The 18,803-nt window shown below is 56.2% G+C and carries 16 protein-coding genes and 1 pseudogene; 16 read left to right on the top strand and 1 reads right to left on the bottom strand.

The window, feature by feature from the left end:
• The first annotated feature begins 148 nt into the window (after window positions 1-148).
• The 16 genes and pseudogenes from ACKLLE_RS03765 (at window position 149) to ACKLLE_RS03690 (ending at window position 17,784) form a co-directional block, all read left to right on the top strand.
• Entirely contained in the window at window positions 149-442 is a 294-nt protein-coding gene (locus ACKLLE_RS03765) for a hypothetical protein (RefSeq protein WP_420056906.1), read from the top strand.
• Complete coding sequence (locus ACKLLE_RS03760; protein ID WP_420056905.1) at window positions 439-675, top strand: hypothetical protein; 237 nt, start codon at window positions 439-441, stop codon at window positions 673-675. Before ACKLLE_RS03765 ends, ACKLLE_RS03760 begins: the two co-directional genes overlap by 4 nt.
• Before the next feature lie 540 nt (window positions 676-1,215).
• Window positions 1,216-2,169 carry a LysR family transcriptional regulator gene (locus ACKLLE_RS03755; RefSeq protein ID WP_420056904.1) on the top strand — a complete coding sequence of 318 codons (954 nt, stop codon included), beginning with the start codon at window positions 1,216-1,218 and terminating at the stop codon, window positions 2,167-2,169.
• Window positions 2,170-2,388: 219 nt separating this feature from the next.
• Entirely contained in the window at window positions 2,389-3,405 is a 1,017-nt protein-coding gene (locus ACKLLE_RS03750; protein WP_420056903.1) for an ABC transporter substrate-binding protein, read from the top strand.
• A complete protein-coding gene (locus ACKLLE_RS03745) occupies window positions 3,395-4,219 on the top strand; it encodes an ABC transporter permease (protein ID WP_420056902.1) in 825 nt (274 codons plus the stop codon). Before ACKLLE_RS03750 ends, ACKLLE_RS03745 begins: the two co-directional genes overlap by 11 nt.
• The gene (locus tag ACKLLE_RS03740) at window positions 4,216-4,953 is read left to right on the top strand and encodes an ABC transporter ATP-binding protein (RefSeq protein ID WP_420056901.1); all 738 of its coding nucleotides are present in this window, start codon (window positions 4,216-4,218) and stop codon (window positions 4,951-4,953) included. Before ACKLLE_RS03745 ends, ACKLLE_RS03740 begins: the two co-directional genes overlap by 4 nt.
• On the top strand, window positions 4,950-6,275 hold the full coding sequence (locus ACKLLE_RS03735; RefSeq protein ID WP_420056900.1) for an LLM class flavin-dependent oxidoreductase: 1,326 nt from the start codon (window positions 4,950-4,952) through the stop codon (window positions 6,273-6,275). The genes ACKLLE_RS03740 and ACKLLE_RS03735 overlap by 4 nt, the downstream gene beginning before the upstream one ends.
• A gap of 123 nt (window positions 6,276-6,398) precedes the next feature.
• Window positions 6,399-8,726, top strand: coding sequence for a TonB-dependent receptor (locus ACKLLE_RS03730; protein ID WP_420056899.1), 2,328 nt, complete (start codon window positions 6,399-6,401; stop codon window positions 8,724-8,726).
• 403 nt (window positions 8,727-9,129) lie between these two features.
• A pseudogene (locus tag ACKLLE_RS03725) lies at window positions 9,130-9,423 on the top strand (hypothetical protein); the annotation flags it as partial.
• A gap of 264 nt (window positions 9,424-9,687) precedes the next feature.
• Window positions 9,688-10,887, top strand: a complete 1,200-nt coding sequence (locus ACKLLE_RS03720) for an ABC-three component system protein (protein WP_420056898.1) — start codon at window positions 9,688-9,690, stop codon at window positions 10,885-10,887.
• Window positions 10,884-11,387, top strand: coding sequence for a three component ABC system middle component (locus tag ACKLLE_RS03715; RefSeq protein WP_420056897.1), 504 nt, complete (start codon window positions 10,884-10,886; stop codon window positions 11,385-11,387). The genes ACKLLE_RS03720 and ACKLLE_RS03715 overlap by 4 nt, the downstream gene beginning before the upstream one ends.
• Window positions 11,371-13,356 (top strand): DUF3732 domain-containing protein, encoded by a 1,986-nt coding sequence (locus ACKLLE_RS03710; protein WP_420056896.1) that lies wholly within the window; start codon window positions 11,371-11,373, stop codon window positions 13,354-13,356. The genes ACKLLE_RS03715 and ACKLLE_RS03710 overlap by 17 nt, the downstream gene beginning before the upstream one ends.
• A 494-nt stretch (window positions 13,357-13,850) precedes the next feature.
• Window positions 13,851-13,997 (top strand): hypothetical protein, encoded by a 147-nt coding sequence (locus tag ACKLLE_RS03705; protein WP_420057062.1) that lies wholly within the window; start codon window positions 13,851-13,853, stop codon window positions 13,995-13,997.
• A gap of 985 nt (window positions 13,998-14,982) precedes the next feature.
• Window positions 14,983-16,605: an adenylosuccinate synthetase gene (locus ACKLLE_RS03700; protein WP_420056895.1), complete on the top strand. Its 1,623-nt coding sequence runs from the start codon at window positions 14,983-14,985 to the stop codon at window positions 16,603-16,605.
• A 3-nt stretch (window positions 16,606-16,608) separates the two neighbouring features.
• Complete coding sequence (locus tag ACKLLE_RS03695; protein ID WP_420056894.1) at window positions 16,609-17,259, top strand: DUF7002 family protein; 651 nt, start codon at window positions 16,609-16,611, stop codon at window positions 17,257-17,259.
• 60 nt (window positions 17,260-17,319) lie between these two features.
• On the top strand, window positions 17,320-17,784 hold the full coding sequence (locus ACKLLE_RS03690) for an NUDIX hydrolase (protein WP_420056893.1): 465 nt from the start codon (window positions 17,320-17,322) through the stop codon (window positions 17,782-17,784).
• A gap of 94 nt (window positions 17,785-17,878) precedes the next feature.
• Here ACKLLE_RS03690 and ACKLLE_RS03685 read toward each other — a convergent pair whose 3' ends face one another.
• Window positions 17,879-18,802, bottom strand: a complete 924-nt coding sequence (locus tag ACKLLE_RS03685; RefSeq protein WP_420056892.1) for a Kiwa anti-phage protein KwaB-like domain-containing protein — start codon at window positions 18,800-18,802, stop codon at window positions 17,879-17,881.
• Between the last annotated feature and the right edge of the window lies 1 nt (window position 18,803).

Raw genomic sequence — 18,803 nt, 5'->3', positions numbered from 1 at the left:
CGCTTTGATTACGCGACAGCATGACTCAACTCACTCCGCCGTCGCGCTCGCTTCTGGCAGGCCAGGTAGCATATCCCGCCGGGCGGTACTGGCTCCGCCCGACGTCTTAATGGTGAAATGCTGTATCTATATACAGTATTGGTGTCCCATGCATTTCCTACTCGTTCGCCGCCGGCTCCGCGGTGTCGCAATCGATCAGCACCAGCTTCGCCGAATTGCGCCGCTGAACATCGACGTTCACTTCGAGACCTATCACAGCGATGCGCTTGGGCGATCGTGCATCCAGGCCTATGCCTTCAACACTTCGCCCGGTACGGAAGAGATTCCTCGCTTGCTCGAGGCGCGAGTTACCGGGATGGCGCAGAACGGCATGAATATCAGTGGTCTGGAGGAAGTGGATGGCGTTCTCTACGCGCAGTCCTGGTGGTGCCGGAGACAATGACCGACCTTCCTGCTGCTTGGGTTGCCAAGTTGATGGACAGATTCGAGCTGATAATAGATCCGGACGGGCGAGCCGCGGCGCTGGCTGCAATAGCTACGGCCGCACACTGCCGGGGCGAGATCACGGACGGGCAATTGGCGGAGATGCTTGAACTTGCCGATGCCGGTCGTCTGTGGGCGCTGGTCGAGCTTGAGGAGGCTGATCGGGTTGGATTGTTCGATGGTTGGGATTGATGCCAGCCAGGACGGATAGCAGGTCGGCAGAACGCCGGGCATAGGGGCTTTTGAGCTGAAGAGCCTAAGGGACTTTTGCGGGGAGTCGTTGATCATCGTAAGGATGCGTTGGGCTTCGTTGCAGCGAGCGACACGCAGATTTGCCTTATGGATTAACGGTTTGCTATGATGCTGCCATGCATGGGGTGCAAGGGGTCGAGTGTTCGAATCACTCCGTCCCGACCAAATAACTCCAAAAAATCCAGTCACTTAGCGGTGACTGGATTTTTTTATGCGTGATCGATTTTAACTGGTTAGCAATTTTGCCCCACTTTTTGCCCCACCGAGATCTCAATTGGATTTCGCGCGGTGGTCAGCACATTAGAATGCGTGAGTGTGGAGGATGGCGCGGGTTTCGCCCGTGTTCGAGGGTAAACCTCACAGAGATCACCTCTGTCACGACTGGGTCAATAGCGGGAGCTCCGGACTGGCTGACAATGTCCCAGTGTTAGCATGAAGCTACGATGCGATTTTTCGAGTCGCTCCGAAAAGGAAGAAGCAGTGAGCCGTATTGAAGAGTTTTTCAGTCGTGCCCTTAAACTTCAGCACCTGCGCCTGTTGGTCTTGCTCGGGCAGTGGGGGCAGTTACGCATTGTGGCGCAGAGGCTTGGCGTCAGCCCGCCTGCCGTTTCGCGACAATTGGCAGAGCTTGAGGCTGGGCTTGGCGTTGCCGTAGTCCGGCGCGTGGGGAACGGCCTGGTGTTTACTGACTTGGGCCTGGTGTTGCTCGATCGTGCCCGTGAAGTAACGTTCCAATTGGAGCAGGCGCAGCAAGAGCTCAGTGCGCTATCCAGTGGTTTGCGTGGGGAGGTTTGCATTGGCGCGGTACCCAGTGTCATGCAGCAGCTTGCCGAACCACTGACGCTATCATTGCGCAAGCGAGCGCCTGCAGTGGGCGTCAATCTGGTGGAAGAAACCAGCGACAAACTCTATTCACTGCTATGCAACGGTACCCTGCACCTTCTGTTCAGTCGGGTGGTGCCGCCGCACTTTGCCGATGGCTCGATTGCCGGCGAGGTGCTGTTCGAGGACCCACTGGTCATCGTGTGCGGGACGACCCACCCACTCGCTGGCAAGCTGGATGTGCAGCCCCAAGACCTCGCCGGGCATCCTTGGATCCTGCCTTCGAACGGATCTCCCGCTTTTCAAGCGCTCAATGCCTGGATGCATGCCCATCAGCAGAGCTTTGCCGAAGGCAGTGTGCGGACCTCTTCCACGGTATACAGCGCGTTGATTTCTTCGGGCAATTTGCTGGGCTTGATGTCGCTGCGTGCGGCGGCTCGTGCACAGACGGCGGGCCGTATCGTCATGCTCGAGCTGCCGGATGCGCGCTTTCTGTCATCCGTGTGGATGTTCCATAACCCCTCCGAAGCAACATCGGTGTTGCGCATTGCCGTGGATTGCGCGCGTCAGTTGGTAGAGACCTTTGCAGCAGTTAACGAAATTGGTAACTGATACATAACCAATTATCGTTATTTGTTTATTTTATATTCGAATTTCACATAAGAAACGCAACCCTCTAGAGTGCGCCCCATCACCTGCGCAACGCCTTCGACAGCGCGGCAGGAAGCCTCTGGACGATACCCAGCCCTGGATTCGCTCCTCCCAATCCCTTGTCATGACCCCACGGCCAAGCGTCATGCCTGCTCGTGGGTGTCGAAAGGAGCGATATTCATGCACACGATCCAATTGCCAAAAACCTTGGCCCGCTGGCTGTTGCCCGTGCTGGCAGCCGTGGCTGGCCATGCCGCTGCGCAGCAACCGGTGCGGCTGACACTTGCCGACCAGTACGAAGCGACACGCACGTTGTTGCAAACCTCTGGTGCCCAGGCGAAGCTGCCGTTCGAGCTGCAATATGCCGATTTCGCAGGCGGCCCGGCAATTCTCGAAGCGTTTCGTGCCGGCGCGGTGGATGTCGGTATTGCCGGTAGCACACCGCCAATCCAGGCGCAGGCGGCGGGTGAGGCTGTGCGCATCATCGCCGCGTTGGTCAGCGACCAGCCTGCCTATCAGCTGGCCGTGAGGGCCGGCTTGAGTATCGACCAACTGGCCGATCTCAAGGGGCGGCGAATTGCCTATGCCGAAGGCTCTGCCCGGCAGACATTCGTGTTGGCAGCACTCCAGCAGGCGGGATTGACCCGGGCGGATGTCGAGCTTGTGCCGCTGCGCGTCAGCGATTTTGTCGATGCCCTGCGTAGCGGGCAGGTTGATGTAGCGCCGCTGATCGAGCCGCATTTCTCCCGCCATGTGGGCAATGGGCCTGACCGCAACCAGTGCTTCGTGGCCGAGAACAAACTGGTCGGACTGCCCCGTGATGTGCTCTTTCTCTATGCCAGTGCTGACGCTTTGGCCCAACCGCAGAAACGCCAGGCGCTGGGTGAGCTGGCCGGGGCCTGGGTCCAGGCACATGTGTGGGCGCAGTCGCATCCCGAACAATGGGCGCAGGCGTATTACGTCGAGCGACAGCAATTGGGAGCCGAAGATGCTCGGCGTATCGTCGGCGCCCAGGGGCGCCTGAGCACGCCTGCACTCAAGGAGATGATTGCGCCGCAACAGGCCGAGATTGACCTGATTTACGCAGCGGGTGACCTGCCGCGGCATCTGGACGCCAGCGAAGAGTTCGACCTGGGTTTCGAACAGCAGTACTCACCCGTCACCGCCGTGAGGCAGGAGGCCGCCGATGCGCGCTGAGCTTTCCTCCCAGGCCACGGCGTTGCCTGTGCCACAGCGGCCACGGTCCGGCCGGCGGCTATCGCTGCAGCGCACGACACTGTGGGGGCCATTGTTGCTTTTGATCTCATGGGAGCTGGCGTCACAAGTGGGTTGGCTTTCTCCGAAAGTGCTGGCGGCACCGTCCACCGCCCTGCTTACCGGCTTGGAAATGCTGCGTAACGGTGTGTTGCTGCCACATTTGCTGGCCTCGGCGCAGCGTGCTTGGCTCGGCCTCGGCCTAGGTATTGCCTTGGGCTTGTTGTTAGCCCTGCTCGCCGGCCTGACTCGGGTGGGCGATGCACTGATTGATGGCGTCATACAGATCAAGCGTGCGGTGCCGACCCTTGCGCTGATTCCGCTGGCGATTCTGTGGTTGGGTATTGGCGACACCATGAAGGTGACACTTATCGCCACCAGCGTGTGCCTGCCTGTATACCTGAACACCCATGCCGCCCTCAAGGATATCGATATCCGCTATGTGGAGTTGGCGCGCACCCTGGGTCTCGGGCGTGCAGCCTTCGTGCGTCGGGTAGCGCTGCCGGGGGCCTTGCCAGGGTTCTTCACCGGCCTGCGTTATTCGGTGACGCTGTGTTGGGGGGCGTTGGTGGTGCTCGAGCAGATCAACACCACCCAAGGCATCGGTTACTTGATGAACCGCGCCCGCGATTACGGGCAGACCGATGTCATCGTTGTCGGTCTGGTGATCTACATGGTGCTTGGCCTGGCCTCCGATGGCCTGGTCCGGTTGGCGCAGGCGCGAGCACTGCGCTATCGCAAGGTGATCGGCTCATGAGAGCGTTCAAGGATGTGCGTGAAGTGCGTATCGAGGGCCTGACGCGGCGGTTCGAGGGCCGCGCTGTACTTGATCAACTGCAACTGCAGGTGCCACCAGGCCAGTTCGTGGCATTGCTCGGGCGCAGTGGGTCCGGCAAAAGCACGCTGTTGCGTGCGCTGGCAGGGCTTGATGACGACGTTGCTGGAGAGGGTGTTCTGCAGGTGTCACCCGCTCGGTCCGTTTTGTTTCAGGACTCTCGGCTATTGCCGTGGGAAAGCGTGCTGGCCAACGTCATTTTGGGTATCGAAGGCGAGGGCGCCGAACAACAAGGCCGCCAGGCGCTGGCCAGTGTCGGGCTGGCCGGGCGCGAATCGGCTTGGCCCAACCAGTTGTCCGGTGGCGAACAGCAGCGTGCTGCACTGGCGCGCTCGTTGGTGCGGCGGCCGCAGTTGTTGTTGGCTGACGAGCCGTTCGGCGCATTGGATGCGCTAACCCGTTTGAAGATGCAGGCCTTGCTGCGCAGCGTGGTGAAGCGCGAGCGCCCGACGGTCTTGCTGGTCACCCACGATGTTGACGAAGCCTTGGCTCTCGCCGATCGCATCCTGGTGCTGGACCAGGGGCGCATCATGCTCGATGTCCCAGTCGAGCTGGACTCACGCTCGGCCGAACTGCCTGCTTTTACCCTCTTGCGCCAGCGGCTGCTGCGAAGCCTTGGCGTCGATGACTCCCTGACCTTGGTAACTCACCCATGACCCGTACCTTGCACCTGAACCTGTTCGCCTATGGCCGCGGCCATCACGAGGGCGCCTGGCGCCATGCCAAGGCGCCACGCACGCCGCTGACCGACTTCAACTACTACCGCGGCCTGGCGGAGTTGGCGGAGAAGGGCTTGTTCGACTCCATGTTCCTGGCCGATGTGCTGGCCGGGCCGCGTGCCAGCGGCCAACCGCCGGCCAACCATCTGGAGCCGATCACCCTCCTGTCGGCGTTGGCAGGTGTGACTCGCCATATTGGCTTGGTCGCGACGGCTTCGACCAGCTACACCGAGCCCTTCAACCTGGCGCGTCAGTTCGCCTCGCTGGACCATATTTCCGGCGGTCGAGTGGCCTGGAATGTGGTGACCTCGTGGGTCAATGGTGCCCAGGCCAATTTCGGCCTTGATCGTTTGCCCACTCACGCCGAGCGCTACGCCAAAGCCTTCGAGTACATGGAGGTGGTCAAGGGTTTGTGGGATAGCTGGGCGGACGATGCCATCGTCGATGATCCAACGAGCGGCCTCTATCTGCGCCCCGAGCGTGTCCGCGCCATCGAACACAAGGGGGAGCACTTCCGGGTACGCGGGCCACTTAACGTACCGCCTGGGCCGCAACGCCATCCCTTGTTGTTCCAGGCCGGCTCGTCGGCTGACGGCCAGCAGTTCGCGGCCCGCCATGCCGAGGCGGTGTTCACCGCGCAGCCGGACCTGGCGACTGCGCAGCAGTTCTATGCCTCGCTCAAACGTCATGTCGTGGAGGCGGGCCGGCGGCCGGACAGCCTGGTGGTGATGCCAGGCTTGAGCGCGGTGGTGGCCAGCACGGATGCCGAGGCCCGGCTACTGCTCGAAGAGCTGGACGAGCTGACGTCTGTGCAGAGCGGGCTGGAGCATTTGTCGACGCGCTTCGGCGGCTACGATTTCTCCCACTTGGACTTGGACACGCCGCTGAGCGTGGATGACTTCCCTGATCTTGGGCAGATCGAGGCGGAAAAGAGCCGGGTGCAGCAGTACCTCGAAAGGGTCAGCCGTGATCGTCCGACCTTGCGCCAATTACTACGGCAGTTGGCCGGCGCCCGTGGACATTTCACCTTGGCGGGTTCCCCCGAGCGAATTGCCGACGCCATGCAACTGTGGTTCGAGTCGGCGGCTGCGGATGGTTTCAACTTGATGCCGCCGACCCTACCGAACCTGCTGGAAACCTTCGTCGATGAAGTCGTACCGCTGTTGCAGCATCGCGGGTTGTTCCGCCGTGCCTATCAGCAGCAGACCCTGCGCGAGCGATACGGTCTGGCCCGGCCAGCGAGCCAGTACTTCAACTAAGACCTCCCACCGTTGTACTCAACCTGAACTTGACCCTTGCCCTGGGAAAGTGACGTCGGCTGCCCGTCGTTGCGGGCAGCGTTTTCTTCTGCCCCCTGCGTTGCGACGCACCTAGGAAGCTTCATGAAACGTCAGTTCAATCTCCGCCCCCATTTTGCCCTGCGTCCTTCTGTGGCGCTCTTGCTGTTGATGTGCCAAGGCGTTGCCTGGGCCGAGGGCGAGCCTGTGCCCACGCCGGTGCAGGCCGAGCCCGACACCCACCTGGAAAAGGTCACGGTCAGTGCCCGTCGGCGGGAAGAGGATGCGCAGTCCATTCCCACGCCCATGACCACGCTCGGTGGCCAGCAATTGGAGGAGCAGCGGATCTATCGACTGCAAGACCTTCAGCAGTATTTGCCCAGCGTCAACGTTGCCTACAGCCAGCCGCGCGTGTCCAACGTGGCGGTCCGCGGGATCGGCAACAATCAGGTGGGCGAGGGCATGGAAGGTAGCACCGGCATTTACATCGACAACGTCTACATGGCCCGTTCTGGTATGGCAGCGTTCGACTTGCTGGATATCGAACAGGCAGAGCTGCTAAGGGGGCCGCAGGGCACCTTGTTCGGCAAGAACACCACGGCAGGCGTCATCAACATCAGCACCCGCAAGCCAACCTTCACGCCCGAGCGCAGTGTCGAGCTTAGCGGCGGCGAGTTTGGCTACGTGCAGACCAAGGGCACAGTGTCCGGCCCGTTGAGCGATACCTTGGCGGGACGCTTGTCTGCGTACCGCACGCGTGACGATGGCTATGTGAACAACCTGCACGACAGCAGGCGCTTCAACGGTGGTGAGCGAGAGGGCGCGCGTGGGCAACTTCTGTTCGAGCCCAACGATGACTTCAACTTGCGCTGGATCGCCGACTACAACCAGGAAGACTCCACCAATGGCATCATCACCCTGCTGGGCGCTGCCGATCGCTACCGGGAGCGCACGCGCCTGATCGGCGCCACCTCGGTCGAAGCGGGAAGCGGGAAGGCCAATATCGACGGCGTACAAGGCATCAATGTGTTTCAGGGCGGCACCTCGCTGGAGGCCAATTGGAAATTGGACGGTGGTTACAACCTGACTTCGGTCAGTGCCTACCGTTACTGGCACTTCTTGCCGCACAACGATTCGGACATGAGCGACCAGCCAGCGATACTCGACAGTGGCACAGAGGTCACGACGCGCCAGTACTCCCAGGAACTGCGCCTGGCCTCGCCGGTGGGGGAGCGCTTCGACTACGTGCTTGGTGCCTACCTGTATCGGCAGAACACCGGCAACAAGAACTTCACCGACTACGGCCCGCTGGCCGACCTATACGTGACCGGGGCCGACCGAGGTATCTACAACAACGTGGGCACCCAGATGAACGGCAAGGTCAACACCGACAGCTATGCGTTGTTCGCCCAAGGCAACTGGCATTTGACCGATCGCCTGACCTTCACGGCCGGCGCCCGCGCCACGTATGAGGAGAAATCTGCCCGCGTGCATCGCTTCGCACCTGCCGGGGGCGCGTCACTCACCTCCGGGTTGCAGGCGGCGCGGGATGCGCAGATGGGCGCGTTCGACACTGGCGAGTTCGGCTTGCACAGCGTCTCGCCATCGGGCCTGCTTAGCCTGAGTTACCAGTTCGACGAAGACTTGCTGGGCTACGCCTCCCTCGCCCATGGCGAAAAGTCCGGGGCGATCAACCTAGCTGCCCCCGCTGCAGGCCTGGGCGCAGATAGCCTGATGATTGGCCCTGAGCGCCTCAATGACGCCGAACTGGGCTTCAAGAGCACGCTGCTCGACCGCCGTCTGCAACTGAACGCCAACCTGTTCTGGATCGGTGTGCACGGCTACCAAGCGACTACCCGCACCTTGACCGCCGGCTCTACGCTGCCGGTCACGGTGATGGCGAATGCCGGCAAGGTGCGCTCACGCGGCGCTGAAGTGGATATCAGCTGGTTGCCGGTCACCGGCCTGACCTTGAACCTCAACGGCTCCTACAACGATGTGCGTTACCTGTCGTTCAAGAACGCGCCGTGCCCGGCGGAAGTCACTACCGTCAATGCCTCGGCAACCTGCGACCTGACGGGTGAACCGGTGGTCGGCGCTTCGCGCTGGATCGGCAACCTCAATGGCCGCTACCAGTGGAACATCGGTGACGGCCTGCAGCCCTACCTAACCGCCAGTTACAGCTACCGCTCCAAAGCGACTGGCACGTTGGACAACTCGAAGCTTTCGCGCATCGATGGCTACGGGTTGGTCAACCTCTCCGGTGGCCTTCGGTTCGACGTCGGTGACGGCCAGGTAGATGCCTCGCTGTGGGTCCGCAACCTGACCGATAAAACCTACTTCCTGACCGCGTCGGCGGTCACCAATGGCGCTTACACCGGGTCGGTTGGTACGCCCCGCATGGCCGGAATGACGGTCCGATATGATTTCTAAAGCCTGGATCGCCATTACCTGGGAGTAGCTGAGGGAAGAATGACAGTACGGTAAAGTTCGAATGCTACGCTTCCGCCACCATTTCTCATTAAAGCCCTGATTTTTCGGGGCTTTTTTGTGTCTGTGTGTTTTTGGTCCCCCATCTGGTCCCCCATTATTAGTGTGATTAGTGTGGCTTTTACTGGTTTGCTGCGGATTGTAATGGAGGTGCCGTTTTCATGGGGCCTAATGACCTACGTTAGGAAGGGGGTGATTTCTCTAAGGCAGCGTAGGTGTGCTTGGCTCTTGCCGGTAGCTATCGACCCGGCGTCTGAATATTGGGGTTGCTTCGCGACCCATCGCCGATACGCGCGGCTCTCACAAATGCTGGCGCACGTCTGGAAGCTGGTGACACTCCTATGGGACCCATGAGGATGGCGGCTTGCAATGGGGTGATTATGGCAAGTGCCTGCCCTCGGAATACGTGTCGGACTTCTTCGGTGAACTGTAACCATCGTTGCAGGCTCTCAAGGAGGCTTTCGACCCGCATAGCCAGCTCAATCCCGACAAAATCTGCACCCTGCCGGACAGCGCCGAAGGCCCGATCAAGTTAAACGAGGCTCCAATGCGCGGTGATCTTGAACGGACCATCAGCGAACGCGTGTGGCAGGACTTCCCCGGCGCCGTGCGCTGCAACGGTGTCTGTTACAACTACGACCTCTAGAACCGAGAGTTGCTGGAAAGCTCAGGTAAACTCCGGCACTACCTCCAGCGGATGCCGCAGCTTCCTGTCCGCCATCCACTTCACCTGACTGCGGCGACGGTACCCGGCCGCCTTTAGCTCCCCTTCCTAGTCCTGTCGATGCCATTTGGTGGCCAAATGGCATCGTTGACGGTACATTTCGAACTCGCGCATCGACATGGATAACGAATTGAGACTCTTGGTTTCGATTTTTCAGCGTACAGAACACGAGACGGAACGATGACAGAACCTGGCGCGAGCCACAGTGCAGCAGGCTATGGATATCAGTATGAGCGGGCGCTCTACCGCATTCTGCATTCCCCAAATGCGGCGACGCGTTTCGGCATAGAAACTGCGGACGATGTCGAACAGATCACCAAGACTGCATCTGGCTCTCGACGAGTGTCCGAGCAGGCGAAGCTGGTTGTAAAGCCGCGACGCAACGCGCTTCAAGATGCCAGTCCGAACCTTTGGAAAACACTTCGAATCTGGTTGAGAGGGTTGCCCGCAGCGCGCGTTGCCCATGAGCATCTGGAATTCGTGTTGGTCACCAATCGGCCCGTGAAAGACGGTTCGTTGGCCAAGCGGTTGTCCAATGCAGCGGATTCCGTTGACGTGGCCAACGCAATTTCCGCATTGCGTGCTCAGGCCGCCGAAATGTCAGGCAAAACAGGTCAGATCGCAGCAGATGTTGTAGCATTTAATGATAGTGATCTGAGTTACCTGATTAAGCGAATACAAGTGCATGACAGCCAGGATGCCTCGGCGCTCCGGAAAGCGAGTATCGAAGCATTGCGTTTGCCAGAAGGGGCGGTTGAGCACAGTCAAAAAATCTATGATGGTTTGATTGGTTTTTTGTTTCGCCAATGCCAGCAAAAATGGGAAAGTCAGGAAGAATTCTGGACAGATGCTCAACCCTTTTACAATCAGCTCTATTCACTAACCCAAGACTGCCTGAACGCCCCAATTGAGCCGCTTCCATTGGAAGAGACCGGCTTTGCGAAACTGATGTCGGAAATTCATCGTGATGATATGCGATTCATGCATCAGCTTGCCCAAGTTGAGCTAGACGATGACATGGCACTTACCCAGTTTTCATACTTCTGCGGTGCCTATTCTGAACGAGTTCGTCTGCTCTCAACGGGAAATATTCAAGTTTCGGATTTTGATAAGACCGAGCGCTTCCTAAAGGATCGTTGGGAAGCTATTCGTGGAAAACACAGAGTCACTGCTAGGAAGAAGCTGGATCAATTTGACAAGGATGACCACTTAGGTGTTTTGAGTTCGACTCTGTATACTGAAGATTTCAAGATAAAAATTGGTCGAGTTGAAGCTAATCAGTTGTACCTGCACAATGGTATTTATCATCGTATGGTTAATGGTGAAGGTACATATAGCGCCATTCACTGGCATCCTCAGGATGAGGAGGGTGAGCAATGAGTGAACCGTACGTGGATAGGGAACTTATCCATAACTCATCGTTGGCATGTTTCTTGATGACTCATTTTGTTAAAGAGTACGAAGATGTAGGGTCACCCTTTACGCTTGACCTTCCAAAGCTTATGGTAGTACTCCCACTGGCGTGGAATGAAGGTAATCGTGAAAAGCTAAATGCGGGTAATACGCGCCCCAGCCTAGAGAATATTTTACGAAAGCATCCCGCTCTCAGAGTCGACTTGGAAAAACGTGTTCGTGCACATTTGCCCACGACATTGCAAGGGTTGAATCTCGCTGTTGCCTCACGCCTCGTCGGTAAAATGGGCTCTCCTACGGGCGAGAAATTCCAACTACTGATGGAGCGCTGGCCTCGGGGAATTAAAAACACCATCCCGGTTTCGATGCTTCTCACTGTGGAAAGGCTCGCAAAGTGGTTTTCCACCCTGTCGACTGAAGACCTCTACAAGCTATTGTTCGGAATCCCTCATGAAGTTCACCATTGATGCAGTTGTTCTCTGGCCTAGTAATTCTGATTTTACGCCGCGCGTCATACCGTTTGTTGAGGGTAAAATCAACATTATTCATGGCTTGAGCAGTACTGGGAAATCTTCAATTGTACATATCATTGATTATGTAATGGGGTCTAAGAAGTGCCATATTCCAGTGGGGATTATTCGCACGATGGTTTCCTGGTTCGGTTTGAAAGTCAGGATTCACGACTCACAATATCTACTGGCAAGGCGCTCGCCAGGTAAAGGTGAGCCCTCCACAGAATTTTATCTGCAGCCTGTCGCTGAAGAAATTCCTGCTATGGTTGTTAGGACTCACTCTCAACAAAACTACCAGGCCGCGTTGGACGGTATGGTTAGAATCAGCGATCTGCCTCATTCGGATGACGAAAAACCTAAGGGATATGATACGCGCAGCTCATATAGAGACATGGCGGCGTTCAATTTTTTGCCCCAACATATCGTCGCGAATCCCAATACATTGTTCTTTAAAACTGACACTGTTCATCACCGCGAGCGTTTGAAGCGTGCTATGCCATATGCTCTCGGGATGGTGGATGGCAGCTACGTACTTAATGAGCGGCGACGTGAAGAGGCTATGCGTGATAGAGATCGGCTTCGTCGGGAGCTGCAAGCGCACGAAGACGCCAAATCTTCTCATTTCCGCGAGGTGGACAGGCTTTTAGATCGATGTCTTCAGCTCGGTCTGCTGCCTAGGCAAGAATACACATCGCCAACCGAGCGAGTCGAGAAACTGCGGTCTGTGTTGACCGCATCCCTTGAGGGGCGCCTTGAGGCGACATTGCTTGAGCCCCAGCGCCTGCACCTTTCGGAAAAACTGAAAAACGCGATCGAGGCCACCGCAGCCCAACAATTGATCGTTAATGCATTGGATGCACAGGTCGATGGTCTGGACGATCTAAACAAAAATAATCAAAGGTTCTTCGCTGCTGTCACAACAGAGCAAACTCATGTTGTTGGCCTAGACTGGCTAAAGGAAAGTGCCTTGGACGACGGGCATTGTGTAGCGTGCGGGTCGTACACTAATGCCTTGCCAATGGTGATTGAAAACCTTGAGGAGAAGATCTCGAAAATCACCCGTATCTCCGATGCACTGCGTAATAACCCTATTCTGGATAAGCAAATCAACGGGTTGAAGCGAAAACGTGCAGAAGAAGAACGTGTTCTTTCTGGTCTTCGACGCGAGCAGAATCGTTTGGTTAGCGAAGATGAGCGGTTCAAGTCCGTACTTGGGCAAATCTACTTTGTTGCTGGTGAAATCAGTACGCTATTCAAAAATTTAGACGGTTCCACAGGTAAGCAAGATGTCATAACTCGACTTGCGGAACTTGATAAGTTGATCAGTCACTACAGCTTTGCGATGTCCAAGGTTGATCGGGCGGAGCAGGAGCGTAAGTTGGATGCTCTACTCACGCCAATGATTGAAGATTATGCGGATGAGTTTCCTCTTAATGCTGCTGGTGGAGCCAATATTGTCTTGGATAAGACGGAGCTGACGCTGCGCTTTGATCTGGATGAGAATAGTGACTACCTTTGGGAAATTGGCAGTGGCGCCAACTGGATGGGCTATCATATTGCAGCATTCTTGGGGATTCACGAGTTTCTCTCACTGGAAGAAAATCGACACCTTCCGCCGTTTAGTTTCATTGTGATTGACCAGCCTAGTCAAGTCTACTTTCCAAGTAGCGCATCAGGTTCGAACGCCCTTGATGACGGCTTCCAGGCGGTCAGGAATACCAGGTCGGCAGATGTGATTGCTACACGAAGAATCTTTGAGGTGCTCTCGAAGGCCGTGGAACGCTCTGGTCATTATTTCCAGATAATTGTTCTCGAGCATGCTGGGCCTGACATCTGGAGGGATGTACCCCACACTCACCCTGTAGAAGCTTGGGACCAGAAAGGTGACGGTCTCCTTCCGCAAGGTTGGATTCAAGCAATGTAATTCTGCATAGGTGCTCATGCGCGGGGAAGCGGGCATTCAGTTGCTCCAGCGAACCGTCTCATGGCACCTTAACCATTGCCTACAGATCATCGGCTTAAGCGCCAAAACTTACACACGCTAGCGGTGATTGCATGTGCTGACACCCCTGCGAGTGCAGTGGGCCAGCGAAGTCGGGCAGTTGCTTTCTGATCAGTGGGTATCGACCTGATTTTCTTCAAGCGGATTGCGGCGGCAGAAGTAGACTAAACCCCAAAACTTATGGGGCGAGTCGGATTTGGATTGAGGCGCTAGTAATATTTTCGCCAAAAAATTTTAAACCGACAGGCCTTGGTCCCTCCGCCGAGATTACAACGGCCTTGCCAGTGACTGTTAGTGCCATGGAAAGACTTACGTAGGGGATATACATGGTGAGTGCTCAACGATTCTTAATCGCAGCATTCGACTAAGCCGCTAAGTTGGGCGCCTACATCGCGATTGAGAGTTTCACTGGTACGGTGAATGAGCGACAGCGGACTTTTAGTTTTGTTCACTCCGCATCAACAACGGGCTCAGAACGCAATGACGAGTTCATTTGCATTGTCGCAGCTAGTAACAAATGGATGGAAAGGAATTTCCGGCGCCGGGGGGCTCAATTGATTTAGAGGGTAAATACCGCATTCGGCTGAATTACCAGTTGGCTTGATTAGCACCCTTTTTACAGAGCGCCGTCTCTTGCTGTGCCCAGGGACAGATGTGATCTCCGGACGCTTATGTCTATTTGGGAGAGCTCTACACCAGCCAGGAAAGTCATCGCGACGATCACTTGGCCAATGCTCGGTAAGTACGTACGCCGACCTTCCGTTAACGGAGTTTTGATCGCCGCTAGCGCCCCCCAAATGCTCCTCATGGCTGCTGTAACCGCCACTGCCGCAAGCGAAGTAGTCAAGTCTATGTTCGTGTGATTCAGCAGTCAGAAGCCAAGCAAATTTTCTAAACCAAGCTACGCTTCATAAAAATCGCATCTCACATTCAGGGATCGTTCTCACGTTGAAGCGAATACTCCTTTTAAGTGGGCCAATGGCCGGCGGCAAAACCTCGGTATCTGCAGTTTTACAAGAGCGTTATGGATTTTTGCCCATTAGCAGTGGTGCATTTTTGCGAAGTCAGCGAGCTCTCCAAAACGGACCGAATGAACGACAGCACCTTCAGGACCTCGGCGACACCTTGGACCAAGCTACCGACTTTTTTTGGCTCATTGATTTTGTCGCTAGGCCAGCCTTCGACGCTCGACCTCACACTGACAATTGTTTGGTGGATTCTGTCCGTAAGCCCCGGCAGGTGGAGTTGTTCAGGCGTGGTTACACAGAAGCGGTCAGGCACCTGCATGTAGTCGCTCCAGAGGACGTGCTGCGGGAGAGATACGCCTGTCGTAGCGCGCTTACCCTTGCGCGATACCAGGCAGACCTCTTGCACCCAAATGAGCAGAGTGCGCGTTCCCTTGCAGCCTTAGCCGACCAAATTTCGGATACCGATAAGCACACCTCATTTGAAATCGCAGATCTAAACATGGCAGCTTGGGAGAGGTAGCGCATGGAAACTCGGCAAATCGTGGTTATCAGTGGAAAGACTTGTAGCGGAAAGAGCGGTTTGGCCAACTTGCTGGTAAAGGAGTACGGCTTTGACGTCGTCTGTGATCGTCGAGGCTCTCAAAATCCTGACTGGCATCTACAACTCGATCAGCCGGCTATGCTCGATCGGCGTCGTGAGCTGGGAGCTGAAGACCATGAGCATTGGATGTTGCAGGAAACCAGAGCGAGATGCGCTAAGGACGCAGGTGGCCCGCCGGTGGTGGTTGATCACCTGATCACTCTGGCGCAGGTGCTGGAGTTTCGAAAGACCTTCGGGGCGAATCTTATCCATGTCCATCTTTACGCCAGCGATCCGACGCTTCAGAAGCGTTACGCAGAGCGCGTCGAGGGGCAGGCGGATCCTGCTCCCTACGACCAGGTCAATCAACTCAGAGATCAGGCCGAAATCGAACTGCTCAAGGAGGACGCAGACGTTCGCATTTATACCGAAAGATCTGACTCCAGTGACACACTTGTGCGTGTCGCCGCGCGCTTGCACCTATTCACGCCACCCGAAATTCGATGCGTCGATGTGCTTATCGGCGGGCAGTACGGAAGCGAGGGCAAAGGCAACATTGTTTCCTACCTCGCTCGTGAGTACGACGTCATGGTTCGAGTTGGGGGCCCCAATGCTGGACACACAGTGGCTAGCCCTCTCGGCCCTTACACCTATCACCACTTGCCTTCGGGCGCGCGTGACGTGAGCGCGAGGCTACTTTTAGGCCCTGGGATGACGATTCGATTGCCGGGGCTTTTGAACGAAATTGAAGAGTGCCAAATCGCTCCTGATAGGCTATTCATTGATCCTCAGGCCACCATCATCGAAGACGAAGACCTTGCAGAGGAGCAGGTGCATTTGGTCTCAACTATCGCGTCTACGGGCAGTGGGAGCGGGGCTGCAGCGGCACGGCGTATCCTCAACAGAGGCAAGAAGACTATCAGGCTTGCTCGGGATGTTGAGGAACTACAACCCTACGTTGGTACGCCTGGGAATTATCATGGGTGTACGACAGATAGGCTAGAGGAGGCCTACCGCAATGGGCACTCCATATTGCTGGAGGGCACACAGGGCAGTGGACTGAGTGTTTTCCATGGGGACTACCCCCATGTCACGTCAAGGGATACCAATGTCGCAGGGTGTCTTGCGGAGGCTGGCATATCACCCAGCCGTATCCGGAAAATTCTCATGGTTATCCGACCCATGCCTATCCGTGTTGGAGATCCCGATGGAGACCAGGGACACACCTCTGGGCAGCTCAAGCATGGTACTACCTTTGACGAAATTGCTCAGTTTGCGGGCCTCGATGGCACAGCGCTGAACACCGCCGAGAAGACCTCTACGACTCGTCGGAACAGGCGTGTGGGCTGGTTTGAATGGGATCAGTTTCGCAAGGCATGTGCGCTCAATGCACCGACCGATATCGTTCTGACGTTCGCAGATTACCTCAAGTCTACGAACAGCCGAGCCCGCCGTTTCGAGCAACTCGATCCAGACACCATCAAGTTTGTGGAAGAGCTGGAGCGCGTTTCCCAAGCGCCTGTTTCGCTGATCAATACGCGATTCTCTCGAGATACGGGTGCCAGCGATCTACGCTCGTTGATCGACCGGCGCAACTGGACTGCACGATCGGGCGGGAAATAACGGATGAATCTGGAAAAATTGATTGAACTGCACCCTCGGGTTTACCACATGGCTGAGCGTGGTACCTGGAACAGTATTCGCACTCGCGGTTTGATGAGCACAACCGCGGTGCTCGACCATCTTGAAGTTGAAGGGGTTAACCGTTCACGCTTCGAAAGCGAGCACCGCGATCAGAAAATGGATGTGAGATCAGGGCACTCGTCAAACATTGTGCTTCGTGATCAGAAGCCCATGCCAGAAGCGCGTTTAGCTCAGGCGCTCACAGACGGAACAACACCCAGAGAGTGGTATGAGCTGATCAATGACAAAGTATTCTTCTGGGTTGAAGAGGAGAGGCTGCATCGTCTGCTTGGAGCACGTGACTACCGACATCTCGAACACGACGTGCTGATCCTTGACTCCGCGGCGCTCATCCCTGCCTATGCAGAGAAGATATGGCTGTGTCACATGAACTCAGGCAATACATGGCCGATCCCTCATCGGCGAGGTGCCGATGTGTTCCGCAGGATAGCGGATTACCCTGTGAAGCCTTCCGGTAAGCCAGTCAAGACTGTTGTCGAGCTTGTAGTCGATTACGCCGTCCCTAACATTGCTGAATACGTTTTGGAAGTTCGCCGCATGAAGGGTAGTAACGTTCTGGGCGTCATAGGGTAGCGCCAATCAGTCTGCCCAGTCTTTCACGAGTCCTTCTATTCACTCATCGAGGAGTAGATTGTGCCACGACGTCGTTTAGCTTCTCGAATCTTGCTGATCAGCCCCGCAAACCGGCTATTGCTCTTCAAAATTCGTTACTGCACCGGGGCCCTTGCCGGAAGGTGTTACTGGGCCACGCCTGGCGGAAAGCTGGGAGAGGAGGAGTCATTCGAGGATGCCGCAATTCGCGAGTTACACGAAGAAACTGGGATTGAGGTTCTGTCCATCGGCGAGTGCATTGCGTCCTACGAGTTTCTCTGGCAGATGCCGGATGGAGAGCAAGTGATTGCAGTAGAGCGCTATTACGTGGTGCACTCAAATGACGAGTATTACTCGGCGGTGAGGTGGAGCGAGCAAGAGCGTGAAGTGGTATGTGACGTAAAGTGGTGGTCAGAAAGCGAGCTGGAAAATTGCCAAGATGAAATGTTTCCGGCGAATCTACTGACCCTGTTTGTTCAAGCTCAAGGAGCCTGTGTTCCTCGGTAACTCGCAGCGCGACGGGGCAAAAAGCCAATGTGCACCTAGACGCTAGGGCGCTTCATGCCCAGAACACGAAGTTGACTGCCGTGGTAGCCTCAAGCTAGCCGACAGGATTAGCAGAGGCGACGTCGAAATCGTTGTTGGTCAATTCGGAATGTAGCCGATGATTCAGCAGTACTTGAATGATCGCCCGTGCTGTTTCAGCAGATGGGATGATCTTCCCATCTGCATCAAAATCAATGTTCCATTGACGTGCTTCGTTGACTTGGCGCAACCGAGCCATGAAGCCAGCGTCCAGGTAGTGAGCACGCTCTTGCACTACAGCCATACGACGCAAGTGGGTGGTGTTGGTGCCGACGTATTCGACCAACACGGCCAGGTCCGCGAAGACTCCTTGGAATCCGAGGTCTGCCTGTAGCTCCGTAAACGACGTTACGTAGGTCTGCTTGTGTTCAAGCAAAGACTCGAAGGCTGGTTTGGAAATGACCAGCATGTCTTCATTGATCGCGAAGAAATCAAACCGTTTCGGAATACTGAAGGCTTGCTCACCTGCAAGGTCTAGCTCATTTCGATTCAGCACCAGATTCAGCATGCGTGAACGCTTCTTCACTTTCCAGTCGGATGCCAGGCGGCAGACGCAGTGGAGAGTATCGTCGCCTTGTGTCATACGAACAAGGTATCCGTCGCTGCCCTCCAGTTCTGCCATGTCCTCGATTAGGTGCTCTTCAGGTGGTTGGCGCACAAGGTCTTCCAACGCAGAAAAAACCGTTTCATCACTTTCCAGGTGCAGGCATGAGTTTTCATTAGTCGACGCGAGCAGTCCATAGTCCTCGACCTCGGTACATCTACGTATGCAGTTACCCGCCAAATTCCTCAGCTCATTTGCCAGATCAGGCGTTGTTATTACGGAATAAGCGCGGAAACGTGAATTCCTGCTATTACTTTTCTTGAAGGTCCACACGCTCAACTCTGCGTTCTCTAAATCAAATGCCCTAAGTTTCACCAAAGCCTGCTCTGCGGTCATC

The sequence above is a fragment of the Pseudomonas bharatica genome, assembly GCF_048586865.1.
GTDB lineage: Bacteria > Pseudomonadota > Gammaproteobacteria > Pseudomonadales > Pseudomonadaceae > Aquipseudomonas > Aquipseudomonas bharatica.
The sequence above is the reverse complement of the archived record's forward strand: the minus strand, read 5'-3'. Positions and strand labels throughout refer to the sequence as shown.

Excerpts from the sequence above, each read along its gene's own strand:
- ACKLLE_RS03735 (WP_420056900.1), top strand. The coding sequence starts at position 4,950 with ATGACCCGTACCTTGCACCTGAACCTGTTCGCCTATGGCCGCGGCCAT.
- ACKLLE_RS03695 (WP_420056894.1), top strand. The coding sequence starts at position 16,609 with ATGAATCTGGAAAAATTGATTGAACTGCACCCTCGGGTTTACCACATG.
- ACKLLE_RS03740 (WP_420056901.1), top strand. The coding sequence starts at position 4,216 with ATGAGAGCGTTCAAGGATGTGCGTGAAGTGCGTATCGAGGGCCTGACG.
- ACKLLE_RS03760 (WP_420056905.1), top strand. The coding sequence starts at position 439 with ATGACCGACCTTCCTGCTGCTTGGGTTGCCAAGTTGATGGACAGATTC.
- ACKLLE_RS03745 (WP_420056902.1), top strand. The coding sequence starts at position 3,395 with ATGCGCGCTGAGCTTTCCTCCCAGGCCACGGCGTTGCCTGTGCCACAG.
- ACKLLE_RS03730 (WP_420056899.1), top strand. The coding sequence starts at position 6,399 with ATGAAACGTCAGTTCAATCTCCGCCCCCATTTTGCCCTGCGTCCTTCT.
- ACKLLE_RS03710 (WP_420056896.1), top strand. The coding sequence starts at position 11,371 with ATGAAGTTCACCATTGATGCAGTTGTTCTCTGGCCTAGTAATTCTGAT.
- ACKLLE_RS03685 (WP_420056892.1), bottom strand. The coding sequence starts at position 18,802 with ATGACCGCAGAGCAGGCTTTGGTGAAACTTAGGGCATTTGATTTAGAG.
- ACKLLE_RS03720 (WP_420056898.1), top strand. The coding sequence starts at position 9,688 with ATGACAGAACCTGGCGCGAGCCACAGTGCAGCAGGCTATGGATATCAG.
- ACKLLE_RS03765 (WP_420056906.1), top strand. The coding sequence starts at position 149 with ATGCATTTCCTACTCGTTCGCCGCCGGCTCCGCGGTGTCGCAATCGAT.
- ACKLLE_RS03750 (WP_420056903.1), top strand. The coding sequence starts at position 2,389 with ATGCACACGATCCAATTGCCAAAAACCTTGGCCCGCTGGCTGTTGCCC.
- ACKLLE_RS03715 (WP_420056897.1), top strand. The coding sequence starts at position 10,884 with ATGAGTGAACCGTACGTGGATAGGGAACTTATCCATAACTCATCGTTG.